Origin of the sequence: Clostridium senegalense, assembly GCF_018916625.1 — a bacterium.
GTDB classification, from domain to species: domain Bacteria; phylum Bacillota; class Clostridia; order Clostridiales; family Clostridiaceae; genus Clostridium_J; species Clostridium_J senegalense.
The window spans coordinates 276,307-294,954 of record NZ_JAHLNC010000001.1 but is presented as its reverse complement, the minus strand read 5'-3'; the positions used below and the strand labels follow the sequence as shown (position 1 = coordinate 294,954).

The 18,648-nt window shown below is 25.4% G+C and carries 23 protein-coding genes; 20 read left to right on the top strand and 3 right to left on the bottom strand.

Features of this window, described 5'->3' with window-relative positions; all coding sequences use genetic code 11:
- Positions 1–2 precede the first annotated feature (2 nt).
- The 13 genes from KQI36_RS01505 to KQI36_RS01445 all read left to right on the top strand — a co-directional run bounded on the left by KQI36_RS01505 (position 3) and on the right by KQI36_RS01445 (position 10,113).
- Positions 3–470 (top strand): cell division protein SepF, encoded by a 468-nt coding sequence (locus KQI36_RS01505; RefSeq protein ID WP_010292327.1) that lies wholly within the window; start codon positions 3–5, stop codon positions 468–470.
- 15 nt (positions 471–485) lie between these two features.
- Complete coding sequence (locus KQI36_RS01500; protein ID WP_010292326.1) at positions 486–755, top strand: YggT family protein; 270 nt, start codon at positions 486–488, stop codon at positions 753–755.
- Between the two features lie 3 nt (positions 756–758).
- Positions 759–1,535, top strand: coding sequence for a YlmH family RNA-binding protein (locus KQI36_RS01495; protein ID WP_216449376.1), 777 nt, complete (start codon positions 759–761; stop codon positions 1,533–1,535).
- Positions 1,536–1,553: 18 nt separating this feature from the next.
- Positions 1,554–2,153 (top strand): DivIVA domain-containing protein, encoded by a 600-nt coding sequence (locus tag KQI36_RS01490; protein ID WP_010292323.1) that lies wholly within the window; start codon positions 1,554–1,556, stop codon positions 2,151–2,153.
- Positions 2,154–2,331: 178 nt separating this feature from the next.
- Complete coding sequence (gene aroB / locus KQI36_RS01485) at positions 2,332–3,420, top strand: 3-dehydroquinate synthase (RefSeq protein WP_216449375.1); 1,089 nt, start codon at positions 2,332–2,334, stop codon at positions 3,418–3,420.
- A gap of 1 nt (position 3,421) precedes the next feature.
- Complete coding sequence (locus KQI36_RS01480) at positions 3,422–4,114, top strand: 5'-methylthioadenosine/adenosylhomocysteine nucleosidase (RefSeq protein WP_216449374.1); 693 nt, start codon at positions 3,422–3,424, stop codon at positions 4,112–4,114.
- 10 nt (positions 4,115–4,124) lie between these two features.
- Positions 4,125–4,919 (top strand): 3-deoxy-7-phosphoheptulonate synthase, encoded by a 795-nt coding sequence (aroF, locus tag KQI36_RS01475; RefSeq protein WP_216449373.1) that lies wholly within the window; start codon positions 4,125–4,127, stop codon positions 4,917–4,919.
- A 12-nt stretch (positions 4,920–4,931) separates the two neighbouring features.
- Positions 4,932–6,245 carry a 3-phosphoshikimate 1-carboxyvinyltransferase gene (gene aroA / locus KQI36_RS01470; protein ID WP_216449372.1) on the top strand — a complete coding sequence of 438 codons (1,314 nt, stop codon included), beginning with the start codon at positions 4,932–4,934 and terminating at the stop codon, positions 6,243–6,245.
- A 78-nt stretch (positions 6,246–6,323) separates the two neighbouring features.
- A complete protein-coding gene (locus KQI36_RS01465) occupies positions 6,324–6,929 on the top strand; it encodes a TraR/DksA C4-type zinc finger protein (protein ID WP_216449371.1) in 606 nt (201 codons plus the stop codon).
- Positions 6,930–7,049: 120 nt separating this feature from the next.
- Positions 7,050–7,502, top strand: a complete 453-nt coding sequence (gene lspA / locus KQI36_RS01460) for a signal peptidase II (RefSeq protein ID WP_216449370.1) — start codon at positions 7,050–7,052, stop codon at positions 7,500–7,502.
- Positions 7,502–8,422 (top strand): RluA family pseudouridine synthase, encoded by a 921-nt coding sequence (locus KQI36_RS01455; protein ID WP_216449369.1) that lies wholly within the window; start codon positions 7,502–7,504, stop codon positions 8,420–8,422. Before lspA ends, KQI36_RS01455 begins: the two co-directional genes overlap by 1 nt.
- A gap of 13 nt (positions 8,423–8,435) precedes the next feature.
- Complete coding sequence (gene pyrR, locus KQI36_RS01450) at positions 8,436–8,972, top strand: bifunctional pyr operon transcriptional regulator/uracil phosphoribosyltransferase PyrR (RefSeq protein WP_010292313.1); 537 nt, start codon at positions 8,436–8,438, stop codon at positions 8,970–8,972.
- Between the two features lie 22 nt (positions 8,973–8,994).
- Complete coding sequence (locus KQI36_RS01445) at positions 8,995–10,113, top strand: THUMP domain-containing class I SAM-dependent RNA methyltransferase (RefSeq protein WP_010292311.1); 1,119 nt, start codon at positions 8,995–8,997, stop codon at positions 10,111–10,113.
- Positions 10,114–10,159: 46 nt separating this feature from the next.
- Here KQI36_RS01445 and KQI36_RS01440 read toward each other — a convergent pair whose 3' ends face one another.
- Positions 10,160–11,899 (bottom strand): Rqc2 family fibronectin-binding protein, encoded by a 1,740-nt coding sequence (locus KQI36_RS01440; protein ID WP_216449368.1) that lies wholly within the window; start codon positions 11,897–11,899, stop codon positions 10,160–10,162.
- A gap of 299 nt (positions 11,900–12,198) precedes the next feature.
- Here KQI36_RS01440 and dapF point away from each other — a divergent pair, with 299 nt between their 5' ends.
- On the top strand, positions 12,199–13,020 hold the full coding sequence (gene dapF, locus KQI36_RS01435) for a diaminopimelate epimerase (RefSeq protein WP_216449919.1): 822 nt from the start codon (positions 12,199–12,201) through the stop codon (positions 13,018–13,020).
- 26 nt (positions 13,021–13,046) lie between these two features.
- Here dapF and KQI36_RS01430 read toward each other — a convergent pair whose 3' ends face one another.
- Both KQI36_RS01430 and KQI36_RS01425 read right to left on the bottom strand, forming a co-directional pair.
- Positions 13,047–13,691 carry an SdpI family protein gene (locus tag KQI36_RS01430; protein ID WP_216449367.1) on the bottom strand — a complete coding sequence of 215 codons (645 nt, stop codon included), beginning with the start codon at positions 13,689–13,691 and terminating at the stop codon, positions 13,047–13,049.
- Positions 13,692–13,693: 2 nt separating this feature from the next.
- Entirely contained in the window at positions 13,694–13,966 is a 273-nt protein-coding gene (locus KQI36_RS01425) for an autorepressor SdpR family transcription factor (protein WP_010292304.1), read from the bottom strand.
- Between the two features lie 224 nt (positions 13,967–14,190).
- On the opposite strand from KQI36_RS01425, the gene KQI36_RS01420 reads away from it, so the two are divergent.
- From KQI36_RS01420 to KQI36_RS01395, 6 genes are all read left to right on the top strand, one after another.
- The gene (locus KQI36_RS01420; protein ID WP_216449366.1) at positions 14,191–15,711 is read left to right on the top strand and encodes a GspE/PulE family protein; all 1,521 of its coding nucleotides are present in this window, start codon (positions 14,191–14,193) and stop codon (positions 15,709–15,711) included.
- Entirely contained in the window at positions 15,701–16,900 is a 1,200-nt protein-coding gene (locus KQI36_RS01415) for a type II secretion system F family protein (RefSeq protein WP_216449365.1), read from the top strand. The genes KQI36_RS01420 and KQI36_RS01415 overlap by 11 nt, the downstream gene beginning before the upstream one ends.
- Before the next feature lie 87 nt (positions 16,901–16,987).
- Complete coding sequence (locus tag KQI36_RS01410) at positions 16,988–17,416, top strand: pilus assembly FimT family protein (RefSeq protein ID WP_216449364.1); 429 nt, start codon at positions 16,988–16,990, stop codon at positions 17,414–17,416.
- The gene (locus tag KQI36_RS01405) at positions 17,397–17,813 is read left to right on the top strand and encodes a type II secretion system protein (RefSeq protein WP_216449363.1); all 417 of its coding nucleotides are present in this window, start codon (positions 17,397–17,399) and stop codon (positions 17,811–17,813) included. The genes KQI36_RS01410 and KQI36_RS01405 overlap by 20 nt, the downstream gene beginning before the upstream one ends.
- Positions 17,764–18,258, top strand: a complete 495-nt coding sequence (locus KQI36_RS01400; protein WP_216449362.1) for a prepilin-type N-terminal cleavage/methylation domain-containing protein — start codon at positions 17,764–17,766, stop codon at positions 18,256–18,258. The genes KQI36_RS01405 and KQI36_RS01400 overlap by 50 nt, the downstream gene beginning before the upstream one ends.
- A complete protein-coding gene (locus KQI36_RS01395; protein ID WP_216449361.1) occupies positions 18,237–18,644 on the top strand; it encodes a hypothetical protein in 408 nt (135 codons plus the stop codon). Before KQI36_RS01400 ends, KQI36_RS01395 begins: the two co-directional genes overlap by 22 nt.
- The last annotated feature ends 4 nt before the right edge of the window (positions 18,645–18,648 follow it).

The window sequence follows — 18,648 nt, the reverse complement described above, 5'->3', positions numbered from 1 at the left end:
TAATGGAAGGAAAAATTTGGGATAAGTTTGCCAATGCAATAGGAATAGGAGTTCAAGATGATTTAGAAGAAGGAGAAGAAGAAGTTTCAGCAACAAGTGAAGAAATTTTTGAAGAGAATGAATTAGATATTGAGAACTTTGGAACAAATAAAAAACAAAATAAAATAGTAAATATACACACAGCTACTTCAGCAAAAGTTGTAATAATAAAGCCACAAAATTATGATGAGGCTAAATCAATTGTAGATAATTTAAAAAGTAGAAAAATAGTTTTAGTAAATATAAATGGTATAGAACAAAAGGTTGGACAAAGAATATTAGATTTTTTAATAGGTGCAGTATATTCATTAGAAGGAGATCTTCAACAAGTTGAAAAAGGTGTGTTTATTTTATGCCCTTCAAATGTTGAAGTAACAAATGATTTGAAAAATGAGTTGTCAAGTAAAGGGCTTTTTGGTTTGCAAAGATAATGGAGGGTTAAACTAGTGCTTATAATAAGAATAGTAAGTATGTTTTTTGAAGTAATAAAGGTAGCAATACTTGTAGAATGTTTATTATCATGGATACCCAATGCTCGTTATGGAAAAATAGGGACTATAGTTCGAACTATTACTGAGCCAATAATGGTTCCATGTGAAAAAATTAATGATAAACTTTTCAAAGGATTCCTTTTAGATTTTTCGCCAATCATTGCATATTTTTTAATATATATTATAGAAAATATAATATTAAGGCTATTAATGGTAATACTATAATATATGATAAATAAAAAAGAATTTTTAAATTGTTTTAATGGATGTGATGAAAGCATTATATATAAATTATATGATAAAATTTTATTAGCTGAGAAAACTAATAAGGTAGTTTATTCAAGGTTTTTTATATATAAGGGCATCTATAATAAACTTAAATCCATGGAAAAAAGTATTGATACAAAAATATATTGCAATGGAATATTTGACGAATGTGAAAGAGTAATGATTTCTATAAGTAGTTACGAAATACCAAGTTATTATCCTATGGTATTATTAAAAATAGTAAATAAATCAAAATTCAAAAATTTAAGTCATAAAGATTATTTAGGATCTATAATGGCTCAAGGAATAAAAAGAGAACTTTTAGGGGATCTGATAGTTCAAGATAATAGTGCCTATGTTCCCGTAGTAGAAGAAATTGTAGATTTCTTAATATTAAATCTTAATTCTATAGGAAAGTGTCCTTGTGAAGTTATTGAACTACAGGATAATGTTTTAAATATACCTAAAATAAACTTTGAAGAAAAAATTGTAATAGTTACTTCTTTAAGATTAGATAATATTATAAGTAGTATTTGTAATATATCTAGAAGTAAGGCATTAGATTTAATACAATGTGGCAAAGTTTTAATAAATTATGCAGAAGAAACTAAAAAAGATAAGATTATAATTAAAGAGGATATAGTAACTATTAGAACTTATGGAAAATTTAAAGTAGGAGAAGTTATAGGGAAAACAAACAGTGATAGATTTAAAATTTCCATAAAAAAGTACAATTAATTAGGGGTGAGTTAAATTATGAAGTTAACTGCAATGGACATTAACAATAAAGAATTTAAAAAAGTTATGAGAGGTTATAGTACGGAAGAAGTAGAGGAATTTTTAGAAAAAATTGCAGAGGACTATGAAGCTATATATAAGGAAAATACAACATTAAAGGAAAAGATAGCAGTTTTCCAAGATAAGTTAGAACATTATAGCAAAATAGAAAGTACTATACAAAGTACCTTGTTGCTAGCTCAAAATGCTGCTGAGCAAGCAAAAGTAACTGCAGAGAATGAGGCAACTTTGATTGTTAAAAATGCAAATGAAACAGCAAAGAGAATTTTAGATAAATCACATAATGACGTGCTTCAAATAAATGATGATTTTGATAAAACAAAACAAGAATTTTTAAAGTTTAGAACTAAGTTTAGAAACTTTATGACAAGTCAAATAGAAATGTTTGAAACATTAGAAAAAGATTTTGATAAAAATTATAACATTTCTAGTGCTGTAGATGAAGTTTTACAAGAGGTTGCAATAGAAAATATTAAGGAAATAGATTCTAATACACAAGAAATGGCTTATGATGCTAAGGAATTAGATGAAATAAAAAGTTTTTTTGTAAATGAATAAGAAAATAAGACTTTTAGGGTAGAATTACTTTAGAAGTCTTTTTGTTATTTAAAGTTTAAATATGTAAATAATTTTATTATATGGTTTTCTAATATGATATAATATACATATATTTTAAATGAATAAGTAATATTTTGTAAAAAATTAATTTATAAGATTTATGTAAGAGGTGATAATTATGAAGGAAATCACTGTAAAAAGCAATATTAGACCTTATAAAGTATACCTGGATAATGATTTAAATAAACTATATTTAGCTTTAAGTGAAAATAAAATCAAAAATACAGATAAGTTTATTATTATAACTGATAGTAAAGTATACTCTATATATAAGAAGAATATTATATTTTTTATGAAAAAATTTAATTATGATATTTTTGTTATGGGTGAAGGTGAAAAAAATAAAAGTTATGAAACCATAAATAGAATATATAATTTTCTTATTGAAAATAATTGTGATAGAAATACAGTCCTATTTGCTTTAGGTGGTGGAATAGTTGGTGATATAACAGGTTATGTAGCTGCTACATATATGAGAGGTATAAAATATGTTAGTATTCCAACTACGCTTTTGTCTCAAGTGGATAGTTCAGTAGGTGGAAAAGTTGCATATAACTTAAATAATGTAAAAAATGTAATAGGTACTTTTTATGATCCAGTTTTTGTTTTTGTATCTGTAAATTTTTTAAAAACTTTAGAGAAAAAAGAATTTGTAAATGGATTATGTGAGGTTATTAAGTATGGAGTTATAAAAAAACAAGAAATCTTAAAATATATTACTGATAATTTAAAAGGGATATTAGAGCTTGAAAATGATAAATTATTACATATAGTTAAGGAATGTATAAAAATAAAATCAGAAGTAGTTGAAAGTGATTATAATGATTTAGGATATAGAAATATATTGAATTTTGGTCATACTGTAGGCCATGGCATAGAAATTGATTCAAAACATAGAATAAGTCATGGAATAGCAGTAGCACTTGGTATGTTAGTTGCAATGAAAATATCTGAAGATAGGTTGAATTTAAGTGAAAAATTTTATGAGGAATTAGAAGTCCTTTATAAAAAAATAGATATTCCTACAACATATAAAGTTGACAATAGAAAAGGATTTTTGTATTCTATAAATCATGATAAGAAAATGGAAAATAATAAAATTAAATTTACTCTTTTAGAAGATATTAATAAATGTTCAACTAAAATAGAAGTTAATGAAGAGGAAATTTTAAAAGCAATTGATAAAAGTATAGGGAGGAATTTTTAAAATGGTAATAGGAATTATAGGAGCAATGGACGAAGAAGTAAAAGGTCTTATAGATGAAATGGATATAGAAAGCAAAAAAGTTAAAGCAATGATGGAATTTAACAAAGGAACATTATATGGTAAAAATGTTGTTATTGTAAGATGTGGAATAGGTAAAGTTAATGCTGCAATTTGTACTCAAATTTTATGTGATGATTATTATGTAGATAAAGTTATTAATGTTGGAATAGCTGGTGGAATAGGCATGGAAATATATCCTGGAGATATAGTTATAGGTTCAGATTTAGTACAACATGACATGGATACTTCTGCATTTGGAGATAGAATTGGTCAAATACCAAGATTAGACGTTTTTGATTTTAAATGTGATGAAAAATTAGTAAAATTATGTAAAGAAGCATGTAATCAATTAAAAAATCATAAAAGTTTTGTGGGAAGAATAGTTTCAGGTGACCAGTTTATTGGTAATGTTGAAAAAATAAAGTGGTTAAATTCAGAATTTAATGCATTAGCTTGTGAAATGGAAGGTGCTAGTATAGCACATGCTGCATATTTAAATCATGTTCCTTTTGTAGTAATAAGATCTATATCAGATAATGCTAATAATGGGGCTCATATAGATTATGAAAAATTCAAAGATATAGCAGTAGAAAATTCAAATAACATATTAAGATATATGTTAAAGTCAATGTAGGTGATACTTAATGTTATTGGAAAATGAAAATTCTAAAAAACAAAAAACTGTGACAGTAAGAGATATAGTTATAGGAGGGCCAGAAAAAGTTATAATATCTGGACCATGTTCAGTAGAAGATTATGAAACTATGAGAAAAATAGGTAGTGGATTAAAAAAATGTGGTGTGCAAATTTTAAGAGGTGGAGCATTTAAACCAAGAACTTCTCCATATGATTTTCAAGGATTAAAACATGAAGGTGTTAAAATACTTCATGAAGTAGGAAAAGAATTTGATATGCCAATAGTTACTGAAATTATGGATGCAAGAGATTTAGAATCTTGTGCAGAGCATTTGGATATGATACAAGTAGGATCTAGAAATATGTATAACTATACTCTTTTAAAAGAACTTGGGAATTATAATATACCAATACTTTTAAAAAGAGGAATGAGTGCTACTCTTACAGAATGGTTAAATGCAGCAGAATACATAATAAGTAGTGGAAATTCAGATGTTGTTCTTTGTGAAAGAGGTATAAGAACTTTTGAAACTTATACAAGAAATACATTAGATTTAAACTTAGTTGCTGCGATAAAAGAAAATTATAATATACCAATAATGGTTGATCCAAGTCATGGTACAGGACGAAGAGAACTTGTAGGGAAAATGTCTTTAGCAGGAATTGTAGCAGGAGGAGATGGCGTTATAATAGAAAGTCATATAAATCCTGATAAAGCTATATCTGATGCCAAACAAACAATATCAATAGAAAACTTAAGTGAAATAATTTCTAATATAAAAAAAATAGAAAATTTATTTTAGGAGAGTATAAATATGGATATATGTGTATATGGTAGCAAGAAAAATTGGGATATATCTTTAACTATACCAGGTGATAAATCTATAGGACATAGATCACTTATTATTGGATGCATACCTAAAGGTAAATATAAAATAGAAAACTTTTCTTTTAGTAAGGATTGTTTAACAACTTTAGAAATAGTAAAAAAACTTGGAGTTATAGTAAGTGAAAAGTTCATAGATAATAAAAGGATTTTATATGTTGACTCTCCAGGTTATGCTAATTTCAACAAAGAAATTGGTACTGTAAATTGCAATAATTCAGGTACTACAATAAGATTGATTTCTGGATTGTTATGTGGAGCAAATATTAAAGCTAGGTTAATTGGTGATGATTCATTGCAAAATAGACCGATGAAAAGAGTCATTGATCCATTAATACGTATGAATGGAAATATTGAATCTAAAAATGGAAAGCTTCCACTATTAATAAATAAAAATGCTGGGTTAAATGGAATAGAATATAACATGACAGTTCCATCAGCACAGGTAAAATCGGCCATACTAATAGCAGGTTTTTTAGCCAGTAAAAAAACTGTAGTTACTGAATTTCATAAAACAAGAAATCATACCGAAAAATTATTTAAATATTTAGGTGCAAACATAAATATTAATGATAATAAGATTTCTATTGAAAATTCAAAGATAGAAAGTAAGGATATATTTGTGCCAGGAGATCCATCAAGTGCAGCATTTTTGATAGGAGCTACTATTCTATCTGAAAAATCTAAAATGAAATTAAATAATGTTTTACTAAATGAAGGAAGACTTAAATATGTAGATATATTAAAACGAATGGGAGCTAATATATCTATAAATAGAGCTGGTATTTTAAATGAAGAACTTATAGGTGATATTTACGTTGAAAGTTCTAATTTAAATGGAATCACGGTAAAAAGTGATGAAATTCCTAATATAATAGATGAAATTCCAATTTTAAGTGTTTTAGCAGCTTTTGCTAAAGGAAATACTTTATTTGAAAATGTAGAAGAATTAAAGTATAAAGAATGTGATAGGGTAGAAGCTATAATTAAAAATTTACAAAATATGGGAATAAAATCTACTATAGATGCAAAATATAATTTAAAAATTAAACCTATAGATAATATAATAGAAAAAAATATAGAAATAGATTCTTATAATGATCATAGAATTGCATTAGCATTTTTAGTTGCATCAATTAAGAATAATGGTAAAACTATAATAAAAAATTATGAATGTACTGATATATCTTTTCCAAAATCACTAAATTATTTTAAAGATGTATTAAAAATAGAAAAAATGTAATAAAAACAGTATAATAAAATTCTCTTATAAACAAACAATAATTAAGACTACACATTAACTTTTAAGGAGTGATGTATTATGAATAAAAATGATCTTAATTATTTTAAAAGTAGACTTATAAGAGAAAAGCAAAAGATAAACGAAGTTATAGAAGAATTAAAACCTAAAAAATCAATAAATACTAATGCTGAAATGGCAAGCGAAATATCTGTTTATGATGATCATACAGGCGATAGTGCAGGAGCATTATTTGATATGACAAGAGATATGGCACTTGAGAATAATGAAAAGACTATACTTACAAAAGTAGATAATGCAATAAAGAAAATAGATAATGGAGATTACGGTAAATGTAATTTATGTGGTAAATCAATATCACAGGAAAGACTAAGTTTTATTCCATATGCTGAAAATTGTATAGAATGTGAAAATAAGATTAATGAGGAAATTAAGGTAAAGAACAATTCTATTGAAACCATGAAAAATTTAAAAAATAGTGAAAGGCCATCATATTATTCATATAAGGCACTAGATAATTCTGTTTATAAATTTAATAATGGATATGAAAGTACTAATGGTTTTATAGATATAGATGGGGAGTATGATAATTATTATGATGATAATTATTATGTTGATCCAATAGAAAGTATTAGTAATACACAATATAAAAATCAATTACCATAGTAGCTTATTAAAATCAAAATGTTAAGGTGTATATCTAAGAATGGGTATACACCTTAATATAAAAAATAAAACAAAAATTTAAATTTAAATAATAAGGTTTGTTTTTAGGGGGTGGGTTTTATGATTTTAGAATTGTTGATAGTAATTATAGGATTTTTTGCTGATAGAATAACTAAATTATGGGCATTAGGTTATCTAAAAGGAACAGATGGAATAACAATAATAAATAATATTTTTAAGTTTGATTATCTAGAAAATAGAGGCGCAGCTTTTGGAATATTAGAAAATAGGATATGGTTTTTAGTTTTGATAACTACTATTGTAGTTGGAGGAATTATAGTTTATTTATTAAAGGTAAAACCAACATTTAAACTTACAAGAATAGCATTTTCAATGATTATAGCAGGAGCCTTAGGAAATTTTTATGATAGATTGGTTTATAAATTTGTTGTAGATTTTATTTGCGTACATTATAAAGACATATATTATTTTCCCACATTTAATGTAGCAGATATATTAGTGAGTTTAGGTACAATAGCTATAATAATTTGTATAATAAAGGACGAGATTTAATGGAAAAAATACTTTTAAAAGTAGATGAAGATAATATTAATAAACGATTAGATTTATTTATAAGTGAAAATTTAGAGGGAAAGTCTAGGTCATATGTTCAAGGATTAATAGAAGATGAAAAAGTAAAAGTAAATGAAAAAATAAAAAAAAGCAATTATAAATTAAAATTAGAAGATGTAATAAATATAGAAGTACCACAGCCTAGAGAACTTGAAATAGAGGCTGAAGACATATCATTGGATATAGTATATGAAGATAGTGATGTTATTATTGTCAATAAAGCCAAGGATATGGTTGTTCATCCAGCACCAGGAAATTATAATGGAACTTTGGTAAATGCATTATTATATCATTGCAAAGATTTATCAGGTATAAATGGTGTTGCAAGACCTGGTATAGTTCATAGGATAGATAAGGATACCTCAGGCATATTAGTTATAGCTAAAAATGATAATGCTCATAATAGGTTAGCAGAACAATTTAAAGATCATAGCATAACAAGAACTTATTATGCATTAGTTGAAGGTGTTATCAAAACAGATAGTGGAGTAATAAATGCTCCTATAGGAAGGCATCCAGTAGAAAGAATAAAAATGGCTGTTGTAAAGAATGGAAAGCATGCAGTTACTCATTATGAAGTTATAGAAAGATTTAAAGGTTATACCCTTGTTAAATGTAACCTTGAAACAGGTAGAACCCATCAAATTAGAGTTCACATGAGTCATATAGGTCATCCATTGTTAGGCGATGAAGTATATGGATTCAAAAAACAAAAATTTAAATTGCAAGGTCAAGCTTTACATGCGAAAGATTTAGGTTTTATACATCCAACAAAAGGTGAATATGTTGAATTTTCATCGCAATTACCACAGTATTTTGAAAAGCTTTTAGAGAATTTAAGAAATATTAGTAAAACATAGGGAGGTTTAAGTCTTGGAAGTTAAATCAGTAATATTAGATGATACAGGTATAAAAAGAACTTTAACAAGAATTTCACATGAGATAATAGAAAAAAATAAAGGTGTAGAAGATGTAATTTTAGTAGGAATAAAAACTAGAGGAGTTCCAATAGCAAATAGGATAGCTGAATTAATAGAAAAATTTGAAGGTGTAAAGGTTCCTGTAGGTAGTGTTGATGTTACTCTTTATAGAGACGATTTAACTGAAGTTTCAGCACAGCCAGAAGTGGGAAATACACATATAGATATAGAAATTGAAAATAAAAAAATAATTTTAGTAGATGATGTATTATACACAGGAAGAACTGCAAGGGCAGCATTAGATGCTATAATAGATGTAGGAAGACCTAAAATGATACAATTAGCTGTATTAGTAGATAGAGGTCACAGAGAGCTTCCTATAAGAGCTGATTATGTAGGTAAAAATATACCAACATCAAAGAAAGAAATAATATTTGTGAAGATAAAAGAAACTGACGGCGAAGACTTAGTCAATATATTAGAAGATTAAATAGAACTAGGAGATTAAAAGTATGATGTACGAAATTATTGCTACTACCACATTTGGATTAGAGGCTATAACAGCTAAGGAATTAAAAGAATTAGGATATGAAGATTTAAAAGTTGAAAATGGAAGAGTTATGTTTGAAGGAGATGAGATGGACATAGCAATATGTAACATACATCTTAGAACAGCAGAAAGAGTATTTATAAAAATGGCAGAGTTTACTGCTAAAACTTTTGAAGAACTATTTCAAGGAACCAAAGCAGTAAATTGGGGATTTCATATTCCTAGAGATGGAAAAATGCATGTAATAGGAAAATCAGTAAAGTCAACATTACATAGTGTTCCAGATTGCCAAAGTATAGTAAAAAAAGCAGTAGTAGAAAGTATGAAAGAAAAATATAATACAAGTTGGTTTAATGAGGATGGTCCAGTATATAAAATTGAAGTTTCAATATTAAAAGATGTTGTAACTTTAGCTATAGATACATCTGGTGTTGGACTTCATAAAAGAGGATATAGGGAAAATGCGGGAAATGCTCCTTTAAAAGAAACTTTAGCAGCAGCAATGGTATTAATTGCAAAATATGATGGTTCAAGAATTCTTTTAGATCCATTTTGTGGATCAGGAACTATAGCAATAGAAGGGGCTATGATAGCAAGAAATATTGCTCCTGGAGTAAATAGAACTTTTGAAAGTGAAACTTGGCCTAATATGTCAAAAGAAATGTGGGCGCAAGTTAGGGAAGGTGCTAAAAGAGCAGAAAATAACAAACAAATAGAAGTACTAGCTTCAGATATAGATGGTAGAGTATTAAGAACTGCTATGGATAATGCTAGAAAAGCCGGAGTAGATGATATTATAAAATTTCAAAAGTTGCCAATGCAAAGTGTACGCTCAAGAAAGAAAAATGGACTTATAATAACAAATCCACCATATGGAGAAAGATTACTAGATGAAAATGAAGTAAAAATATTATATAAAGAGTTTGCCAATATGTATAATAATTTAAATGATTGGTCCTGCTACACTTTAACATCTTTTGATGATTTTCAAAAATGTTTTGGTAAAAAAGCAGATAAAAATAGAAAATTATATAACGGAAGAATACAATGTTATTATTATCAATATAATATAAAAAAATAGTAAAAAGGGTTAATTCAAACTTGAATTAACCCTTTTTACTATTTTTTTATATTTGAGAAACTTTAGGAACTTCTGGTGTAACATAAATTGTTTTATTAGTGTAATATATAACCATTCCTGGTTTAGAGCCAGAAGGTTTTTTCACATGTTTAACTTCTGTATAATCTACTGGAACATTAGAGGAAGTTTTACTTTTACTATAATAACCAGCTAGGTTTGCAGCTTCAAGCAATGTATTTTCAGGAACTTCTCCATTACATTTTATTATAACGTGAGAGCCAGGTATATTTTTGGTATGAAGCCATATATCATTCTTATGAGCAAATTTTAATGTTAAATAATCATTTTGAATATTGTTTTTTCCTACATAAATATCGATGTTATCACTAGATATAAAATGCATTGGTTTAGAAGGCTTCTTTTTACAATTTTTTTTAGATTTCTTAAAGGCAATATATCCAGTTTCTATTAATTCAGTCTTAATATCTTCAATTTCAGTATAGTTATCTGCATTAACTATATTAGCCATAACTGATTCGAGATAATTAAGTTCATCTTTTGCAATTTCTAATTGAACAACTGCATTTTCTTCTGCTTTTTTTAGCTTTGTATATTTTTTATAGTAAATCTGAACATTTTCAGAAGGTGTTTTAAATTCATTTAAAGGTATAGTTATATATTCCTCTTTTTCACTATAGTAATTTAATACATCTATAGATTTATCACCTTTCTTTATAGAATATATGTTAGCAGTTAATAATTCGCCGTAGAGATTTATATTTTGTTTTTCTTCACATTCTTTTAATGTATTTTCTAAAATTTTAATTTTTTTCTTCACTCTATCTATATTATTATTAATAATTTTTTGTAAATCATGACTACGATTATTCAATCTATCATGTTTATCCTTTTCAAAATAAAATTCTTCTATTAATGTTGAAGGACTTTCATAAGATTTACAATGAAAATTTTCAAGACAAGTTAATTCTATGCAATGAAAATCTTTTAATATACCATTATCTGAATATGATGCAAAGAAAAAATCATTTTCTTTTATTCTTGAAAATATATTTAAAGAAAATTCATAAACTTTTTCTATATTATCTAAACTTAAAGTAATATTTTCTTTATTAAGTCTAAAAACTAATTCTTTAGATAAATTACTGCTAACTCCTGTGAACATCGATGTAAAGAATTTATTGTCTATATCTTTTTCACCATATAACTCAATAGCTCTATTTTTAAAATCTTCTTTAGAAAAATTAAAAGAATTAAGTTTTGGTGATGTTGGTGGGTATTTATATTCTACACCGGCGTATAAAACCCTATAAGTGTTTATATCAGCAGTTATATGTTTTATACTATCCATAACTATATTATCTCTTTGTCTAACTAAAGAAATATTGCTATGTCTCCCCATTATTTCTACAATAAGAGAATAAACACTATTAAAGCCTAATTCATCACTACTTTCAAAATCTAATACTACAAGTCTATCACTATCAATTTGAGCTATATTTGTTAAAGTAGCTGTATTTAGATATTTTCTAAGAACCATACAAAACATTGGTGCTTTTAATGGGTTTTCTTTATTATTATTCGTTATGTTAATTCTAGCAAAATTAGAACTCGCACTAATAAGTAATTTTTTTGTTTTTCTATCTTTTTTTAATGTTAATATTATTTCATCTTTCTCCGGTTGATTAATTTTTTCAACTCTACTATTTAAAAAATCTTTTTTTAATGCATCCACGATACTATGCAGAAAAATTCCATCTAATGCCATGTAAATCATCCTTTCTTATGGAATTTAATATATGAAATAAATAACTATTATAAATAAAAGTTATTTAAATTTTTCATGAAAATATATTTATAGTATACCATTAACAAAGATAACTATGGTAGGATTTTTGAAATTTGTAAATGAATCGTGTTATTATATAATTAATATATTAAAATATATGAAAAAATTAAATTTCAAACATAAAAAGGTATGTGCATATAAGCAGATATTTTTAATGAAAATTTAAATTACTATATTTATTAAGAAATTAAAATGAATAGGGGGAAATGATTATGACTATAAATTTTATCAAGATGCATGGTGCAGGTAATGATTTTATAGTTTTTGAAGATTTTAAAAATCAATATAATGATTTATCAATTATAGCTAAGAAATTATGCAATAGAAGATTTGGAATAGGTGCAGATGGAATATTAGTTGCAAGAAAAAGTCAAGTTGCTGATATAGAGATGATAATAATAAATGCAGATGGATCTTATGCAGCTATGTGTGGAAATGGAATAAGATGCTTTGCAAAGTTTGTTTATGAACAAGGCTATGTGAGTAAAGAAACTATTAGGATACAAACTGGTGATGGAATAAAAATTGCTGACTTGATTTTTAGTAAAGGTGATATTCAAGGGGTAAAAATAAACATGGGTAAACCATCGTTTGAGTGTAAAGACTTTAAAGCTAATTATAATGAAAAAATAATAAATAAGAAGTTTAATGTTGATGGTAAAGAATATACATTAACATCACTACTTATGGGTGTTCCGCATACTGTTATAATAGATGAAAATAATAATTTTAATGTAAATGAAGGTTCTAAAATTGAAAAGCATGAAACATTTATAGAAGGAACTAATGTTAACTTCTGCAAAATTAAAAATGATAGCCATATAGAGGTAAAAACTTGGGAAAGAGGAGCTGGTCCAACATTAGCTTGTGGAACAGGCTGTTGTGCATCTGTAGTTGCTACTAATAAACTTGGACTTGTAAAAAAAAGTGTTACTGTTGATGCACCAGGTGGAAGACTTTTTGTAGAAATAACAGATAATGGCGTAATGATGACAGGACCAGCAGAAAATATATGCGCTGGTAATACTTATATATTATAAAAAATAGAAGTCATATTTAATGACTTCTATTTTTTATTCTCAATATTTTTAAAATAAATATAGCTCATTATTGTAGGTAATAATGAAGAGATTAATAAACAAATAATTAAAATATAAAACAAAGTAGTACCATTGAATAGTAAGGTTGAAATTAAAGTTATTAAACCTGTAAGAGTAAATAACTTTCCACCAAGTCTATGAGTTTTTCTCCATACAGTATCATCACTAAGAGTCCATGGAGTTTTTATTCCAAAATAAAAGTTGCTTTTGGATTTTGGTAAATAATTACCAAGAACAATAAATAAAATTCCAACAAAAAAAGGAACAAATTTATTTATTGAAACATCATAGCCTAAAGAAGCAAGTAACGTTAATATAAACATAGAAAAGAAAAATAGTACAAAGGCAACAATTGAATTTTCATAAGATTTTTCATATTTTTTATAATTATGTTTTCGTGGATCTATTTTAGGCAAAAATTTAAATAATAAGTATGAAAAAACTAAAATAATTGGTTCTAAAAATATATAATATTTTGGACCATACCTATCTATGTCACCATTGATTCCCCAATGTATAGGAATGTTATCAGGTAGTTTGTTATAAGACACAAAAGCAATTACAAATGATAAAACTATTAATGTTAATATAAGTATATTTTTTTTCTTCATATTTAGTTCTCCTTACTACTTTTACTCAAATCTATAAACCATTTCATTAAATCCTCAAAAACCGAAGTGTTTAAAGAATAATATATGTATTGGCCTTTCCTTTCATCAGAAACCAAATCTGCTTGCTTTAATAATGAAAGATGGTGGGAGATGCTAGGCTTAGATATATTAAAAGAATCTGAAATTTCACCAGCAGTCATATCGCTATTTTTGAGTAAATCAAGAATTTTTCTTCGTGTAGGGTCAGAGAGTGCTTTAAAAACATCATTAAACAAAGAAATTTCTCCTTTCTTAAAAAATAGATACAGTTATAATAATTAGACAATTAGAAAACTATTTAACTAACTTCAATTATATAATACTTATTAGATTTGTCCATAGTGAGAATATAGATAGACTTTTAAAAAATAATATACATATATAATTTACAGAAAATTTACAAAGAAAAAGAATATACATATTTTACTTGGAAATAACTTCAAATATAGGGGTGATAGCATTGGAGAAAAAATTCGTAGAAAATATAGATGTTGAGGATTCTGGAATGAAAATTATTTCCAAGGAAACAGCATTAAATTATATAATAATGCCTTATAAATTAGATAATGACAATATATATTTGTTTGTATCTAATTTTTTAGATGAAGAGACATTAGAAGAAATAGAATTTATTTCTCTAAGAAATGTAAAACAAAACATCTTAGATAAAAAAACAATACTATATCTTATAAACAGGTATTATGAAAAAGAAAAATTAAAATATAACATAAGGAAATTAGAAAGTGAAAAACATAGTGAAGAAAATAAAGTTCAAATACTTACAGAAAGTGAAGAAGAACAATCTCCAGCAGTATTAATTTTAAATGCTGTGATAAAAGAAGCTATAGAAAAAAAAGCTAGTGATATACACATAGAGCCTAGAAAAAATATTGTAGGTATAAGAATTAGAATAAATGGAGATTTAGTAAAGGTTGAGGAATTCCCATTAGAGATATATGAAAACATTATATATAGAATTAAAATATTATCTTCGTTAGATATCAGTCAAAAATTAAAACCACAAGATGGAAAAATGAAATTTATATATAAAGATAAGGAGTTAGATTTAAGAGTTTCTTCACTTCCAACAATTTATGGAGAGAAAATCGTAATAAGAATATTATACGCTAATTCTAATTTATATTCTTTAGATGAATTAGGATTTTTAAAGCAAGATAAAGAATTAATAAAAAAGCTTCTTAAATCTCAAAATGGAATGATTTTATTAACAGGTCCAACAGGAAGTGGTAAAACTACTACATTATATGCAATGGTTATGAGTATGGATAGAGAAAGAAAAAACATTGTAACTGTGGAAAATCCAGTTGAATATGAAATAGAAAAGGCTAATCAAGTGAATATAAATCCTAATGTAGGTTTAGATTTTACAAGAAGTTTAAGTAGTATATTAAGACAAGACCCAGATGTGATAATGGTAGGAGAAATAATCGATGAGAAAGCTGCTCAAATAGCTATAACAGCTTCATTAACAGGGCATTTGATATTATCTACTATGCATTGCAATGATGCACCATCATCAATTATAAGATTAGTAGATATGAAAGTTCCAAAATATCTAGTTATAGATTCATTGGTACTTATTATTTCGCAACGATTAGTAAAAACTCTTTGTAATAATTGTAAAAAAATTCATACAACAACAAAAGAAGAGATGATAGATTTAAATTTAGATGAACCTAAAAACATATTTAAAGCGGATAGGTGTAAATATTGTAATTATACTGGATATGTAGGAAGAAAAATGGTTTATGAAATGGTGCTCTTAGAAGATAAACATAAACAATTAATAATGAATTATGAAGATATAAATAAACTAAGAAAATATAGTTTTAATAACAAAGAAAATTCTTTATCTCAAAAACTTAAGAATTTAGTTTTAATAGGACTTACATCTTATGATGAATATATAGCAAATTTACAATTGAATTGTATAAGTAAGGATGAAATAAATGAAGTATAAGTATTTTGCTGTAGATAAAAAAGGAAATAATATAGTTGGATATGAAACAGCAGAAAATAGTATAAATTTATTAAAAAGTTTAAAGAAAAATAATTTATATTGCATAAAATTCTACAAGATTAATGATAGTAGATTTAAAAAAATATTTTGTAAGGTTTCATATAAAGACATAGCTATGTTTTGTAAATATATGAGTATATCTTTAAAATCAGGAATGAATTTTGTAGAAGTTATAAACTTAGTAATATATAGAATAAATAATAAACAAATCAAAAAAAGTTTAGCTATTATAAAAAGTGATGTGGAGAGTGGAGAAAGTTTTAATAAAGCTATGAAAAAGTTTTCTAACTTATATCCTAAATTATTAATAAATATGATAAAACTAGGTGAAGAAACAGGAAATTTAGAAAAAGTCTTTAAAAATATGGAAAAATACTATGAAAATAAATATAAATTAAAAAGAAAGTTTATATCCTCATTAATATATCCAACTATAGTTTTATCATTAGGTTTGGTTATACAAATATTTTTCATGACATCTATATTGCCTACATTTATAAACCAATTTAATTTAGATAAAGAGTCTCTTCCTAATATAACTAAGTTTTATATATTAATAAGTAAATATTTAACGGTAAATAAATTAAAAGTTATAGTATTTTTATTTATAAGCATTTTTATTATATATATTCTAAAAAATAAAATATATATAAGCAAAAAGGTTTCTAAAAGTTTATTTGAAATTCCGGTTGCAGGGAATTTAATGATGAAATCATTTAGAGAAAACTTCAGTTCAAATATGGATTTACTTATGACGAGTGGTTTAAATGTAGTGGAAAGTTTAGAATACACAATTAATAACATCGGAAACATATATTTAAAAGATGAAATGAATGTGGCCATGTCAAAAATTTTCCAGGGAAATAATTGCGCACAATCATTGATGGACACAAATTTTTTTCCACAGTTTTTTATTGAAGTTATATCTATTGGTGAAGCATCTGGCACATTAAATGAAAGTTTTAAAACATTAAAAGAAATATTAAGTGAGGAATTAGAAGAGTTTTTAGATAAGATAATAGTTATAACACAACCATTAACAATAGTAATTGTAGGTGTTTTAATTACTACATTAATAGTAGCAATGTTAATGCCTATGTTAAATATGATTGAATTTATTAATAAATAAATTATATAGGGGATAAAGAAACAAGCTCTAATTTAAAGTTATGCATAAATATGTAAATTTAAAAGTCTTGGAGAGTGAATGCAAATTATGAAAAAAGGACTAATGCTTATAGAAGTTTTGGTTACTCTTTCAATAATTTTATCTATTTTAATGATTTCTTCTTTTGCAAATAAAAGCTTTAAAAAATATGAAGAAAAAATAGCAATAGAATACTCTGCTAATGACATAGTTAATTTTATAAACTATGGTAAAAGTTATAGTAGAAGGTTCAGATCATCGAGCTATATACTTTTACAAGGTAAGAATGTTTTAATTTTAGCAAATAAATCAAAGATTATTGATACTTTAAAGTTACCAGAAGATATAAGCATAACTCAATTCAATAACAATGTATTAAATATAAAAAATGGTGGATATGTAAGTGATGCTTGCACTATAAGGTTAAAAAGTAAAACAGGATTAAAAAAAGAAATAAGTATAATGGTAGGTACTAATTATGTCCACATCAAAAAATAAAAAAGGATTTATGATGTTAGAACTGGTTATAGCTATGAACATAATTTTAATAGCTGTTACTTTAATTTTACAAAGTATTGTTGTAAATAGTATCATAACCAATAATATTGAAAAAAATAAAAGATTTCATAAATCAGTAGATACTATTGAAAAAATAATTGTATATAACACATCTGTAGATGAACTGGAAAAGATTTCAAATAAAGAAATATATATAAATCTTGATGATATAGAAAAGTATCATGGAGAAACCATAGGTAGTATTGTATCTGATAAAGGTGATATTAAGATTAGTTTTACTGAAGATAATGGTTTTGTAAAAGCTAAAATAATAGGAATTGGTGAATATGAAGAAAATAAAGAATATACTTTTGTTAAAGGAATTTACGAAAAATAAGAATAAAGGATTTACTTTGATAGAAGTTTTAACATCCTCATTTATATTAGTAATAATTCTTACTATGTTATGCTCGCTTTTTATAAGCAGTAACAGTATATTTTTTAAGAATATTGAATCTAACAGAAAAAATCAAGAATTAGAGGAAGCTATATATTTTATTGAATATGAGCTCGAAAGAAAACCTTGTGAGATTAAAGTGTTTGATAATAGTATTGTTTTAATATTTAAAGATGGAAAAACTAAAAAAATAAAATGTATAAATAATAATTTATTTATTTTAAATAGCGATAACAAAGAAATTCCCAGTGATTATGGTTATAAAAATTATATTTTAAAAGGGGTAAAAAAATTCAAAACAGAGAAGATTGAAAATTTAATTTATTTCAAAATTGAAACTGATGATGGAAAAAGGAGTGAAAAATGGCATCCAATTATAAAATGAAAAAGAATGGATTTGCAATGATATCAGTTATTATAATAACTGGATTAGTAATTACAATAGCTTCATATATGATATGTGAAAATGAATTTTTATCAAAATATTATTCTATTAATAATGAATATTTAGTAAATCAACCTGAAGATGAAAAGCAAAGAGAGGTATTATTAGGAAAAGCTAATAAATATATATTAAATTCTAAAGAAAGCTTAGAAAAATTAAAATTCACATATGACAACGCTAGTATAAAATATGATAAAGATAAAGAATTACTAGTATTAATTAGACCATATGATATAGGAACTATAAAAAAAACTTATTATAGACCAAAACTTAATAAGAACAAAGTTAAATTTATTTTTATTAAGGATAAATTAGAGAGGGGCTAAAATG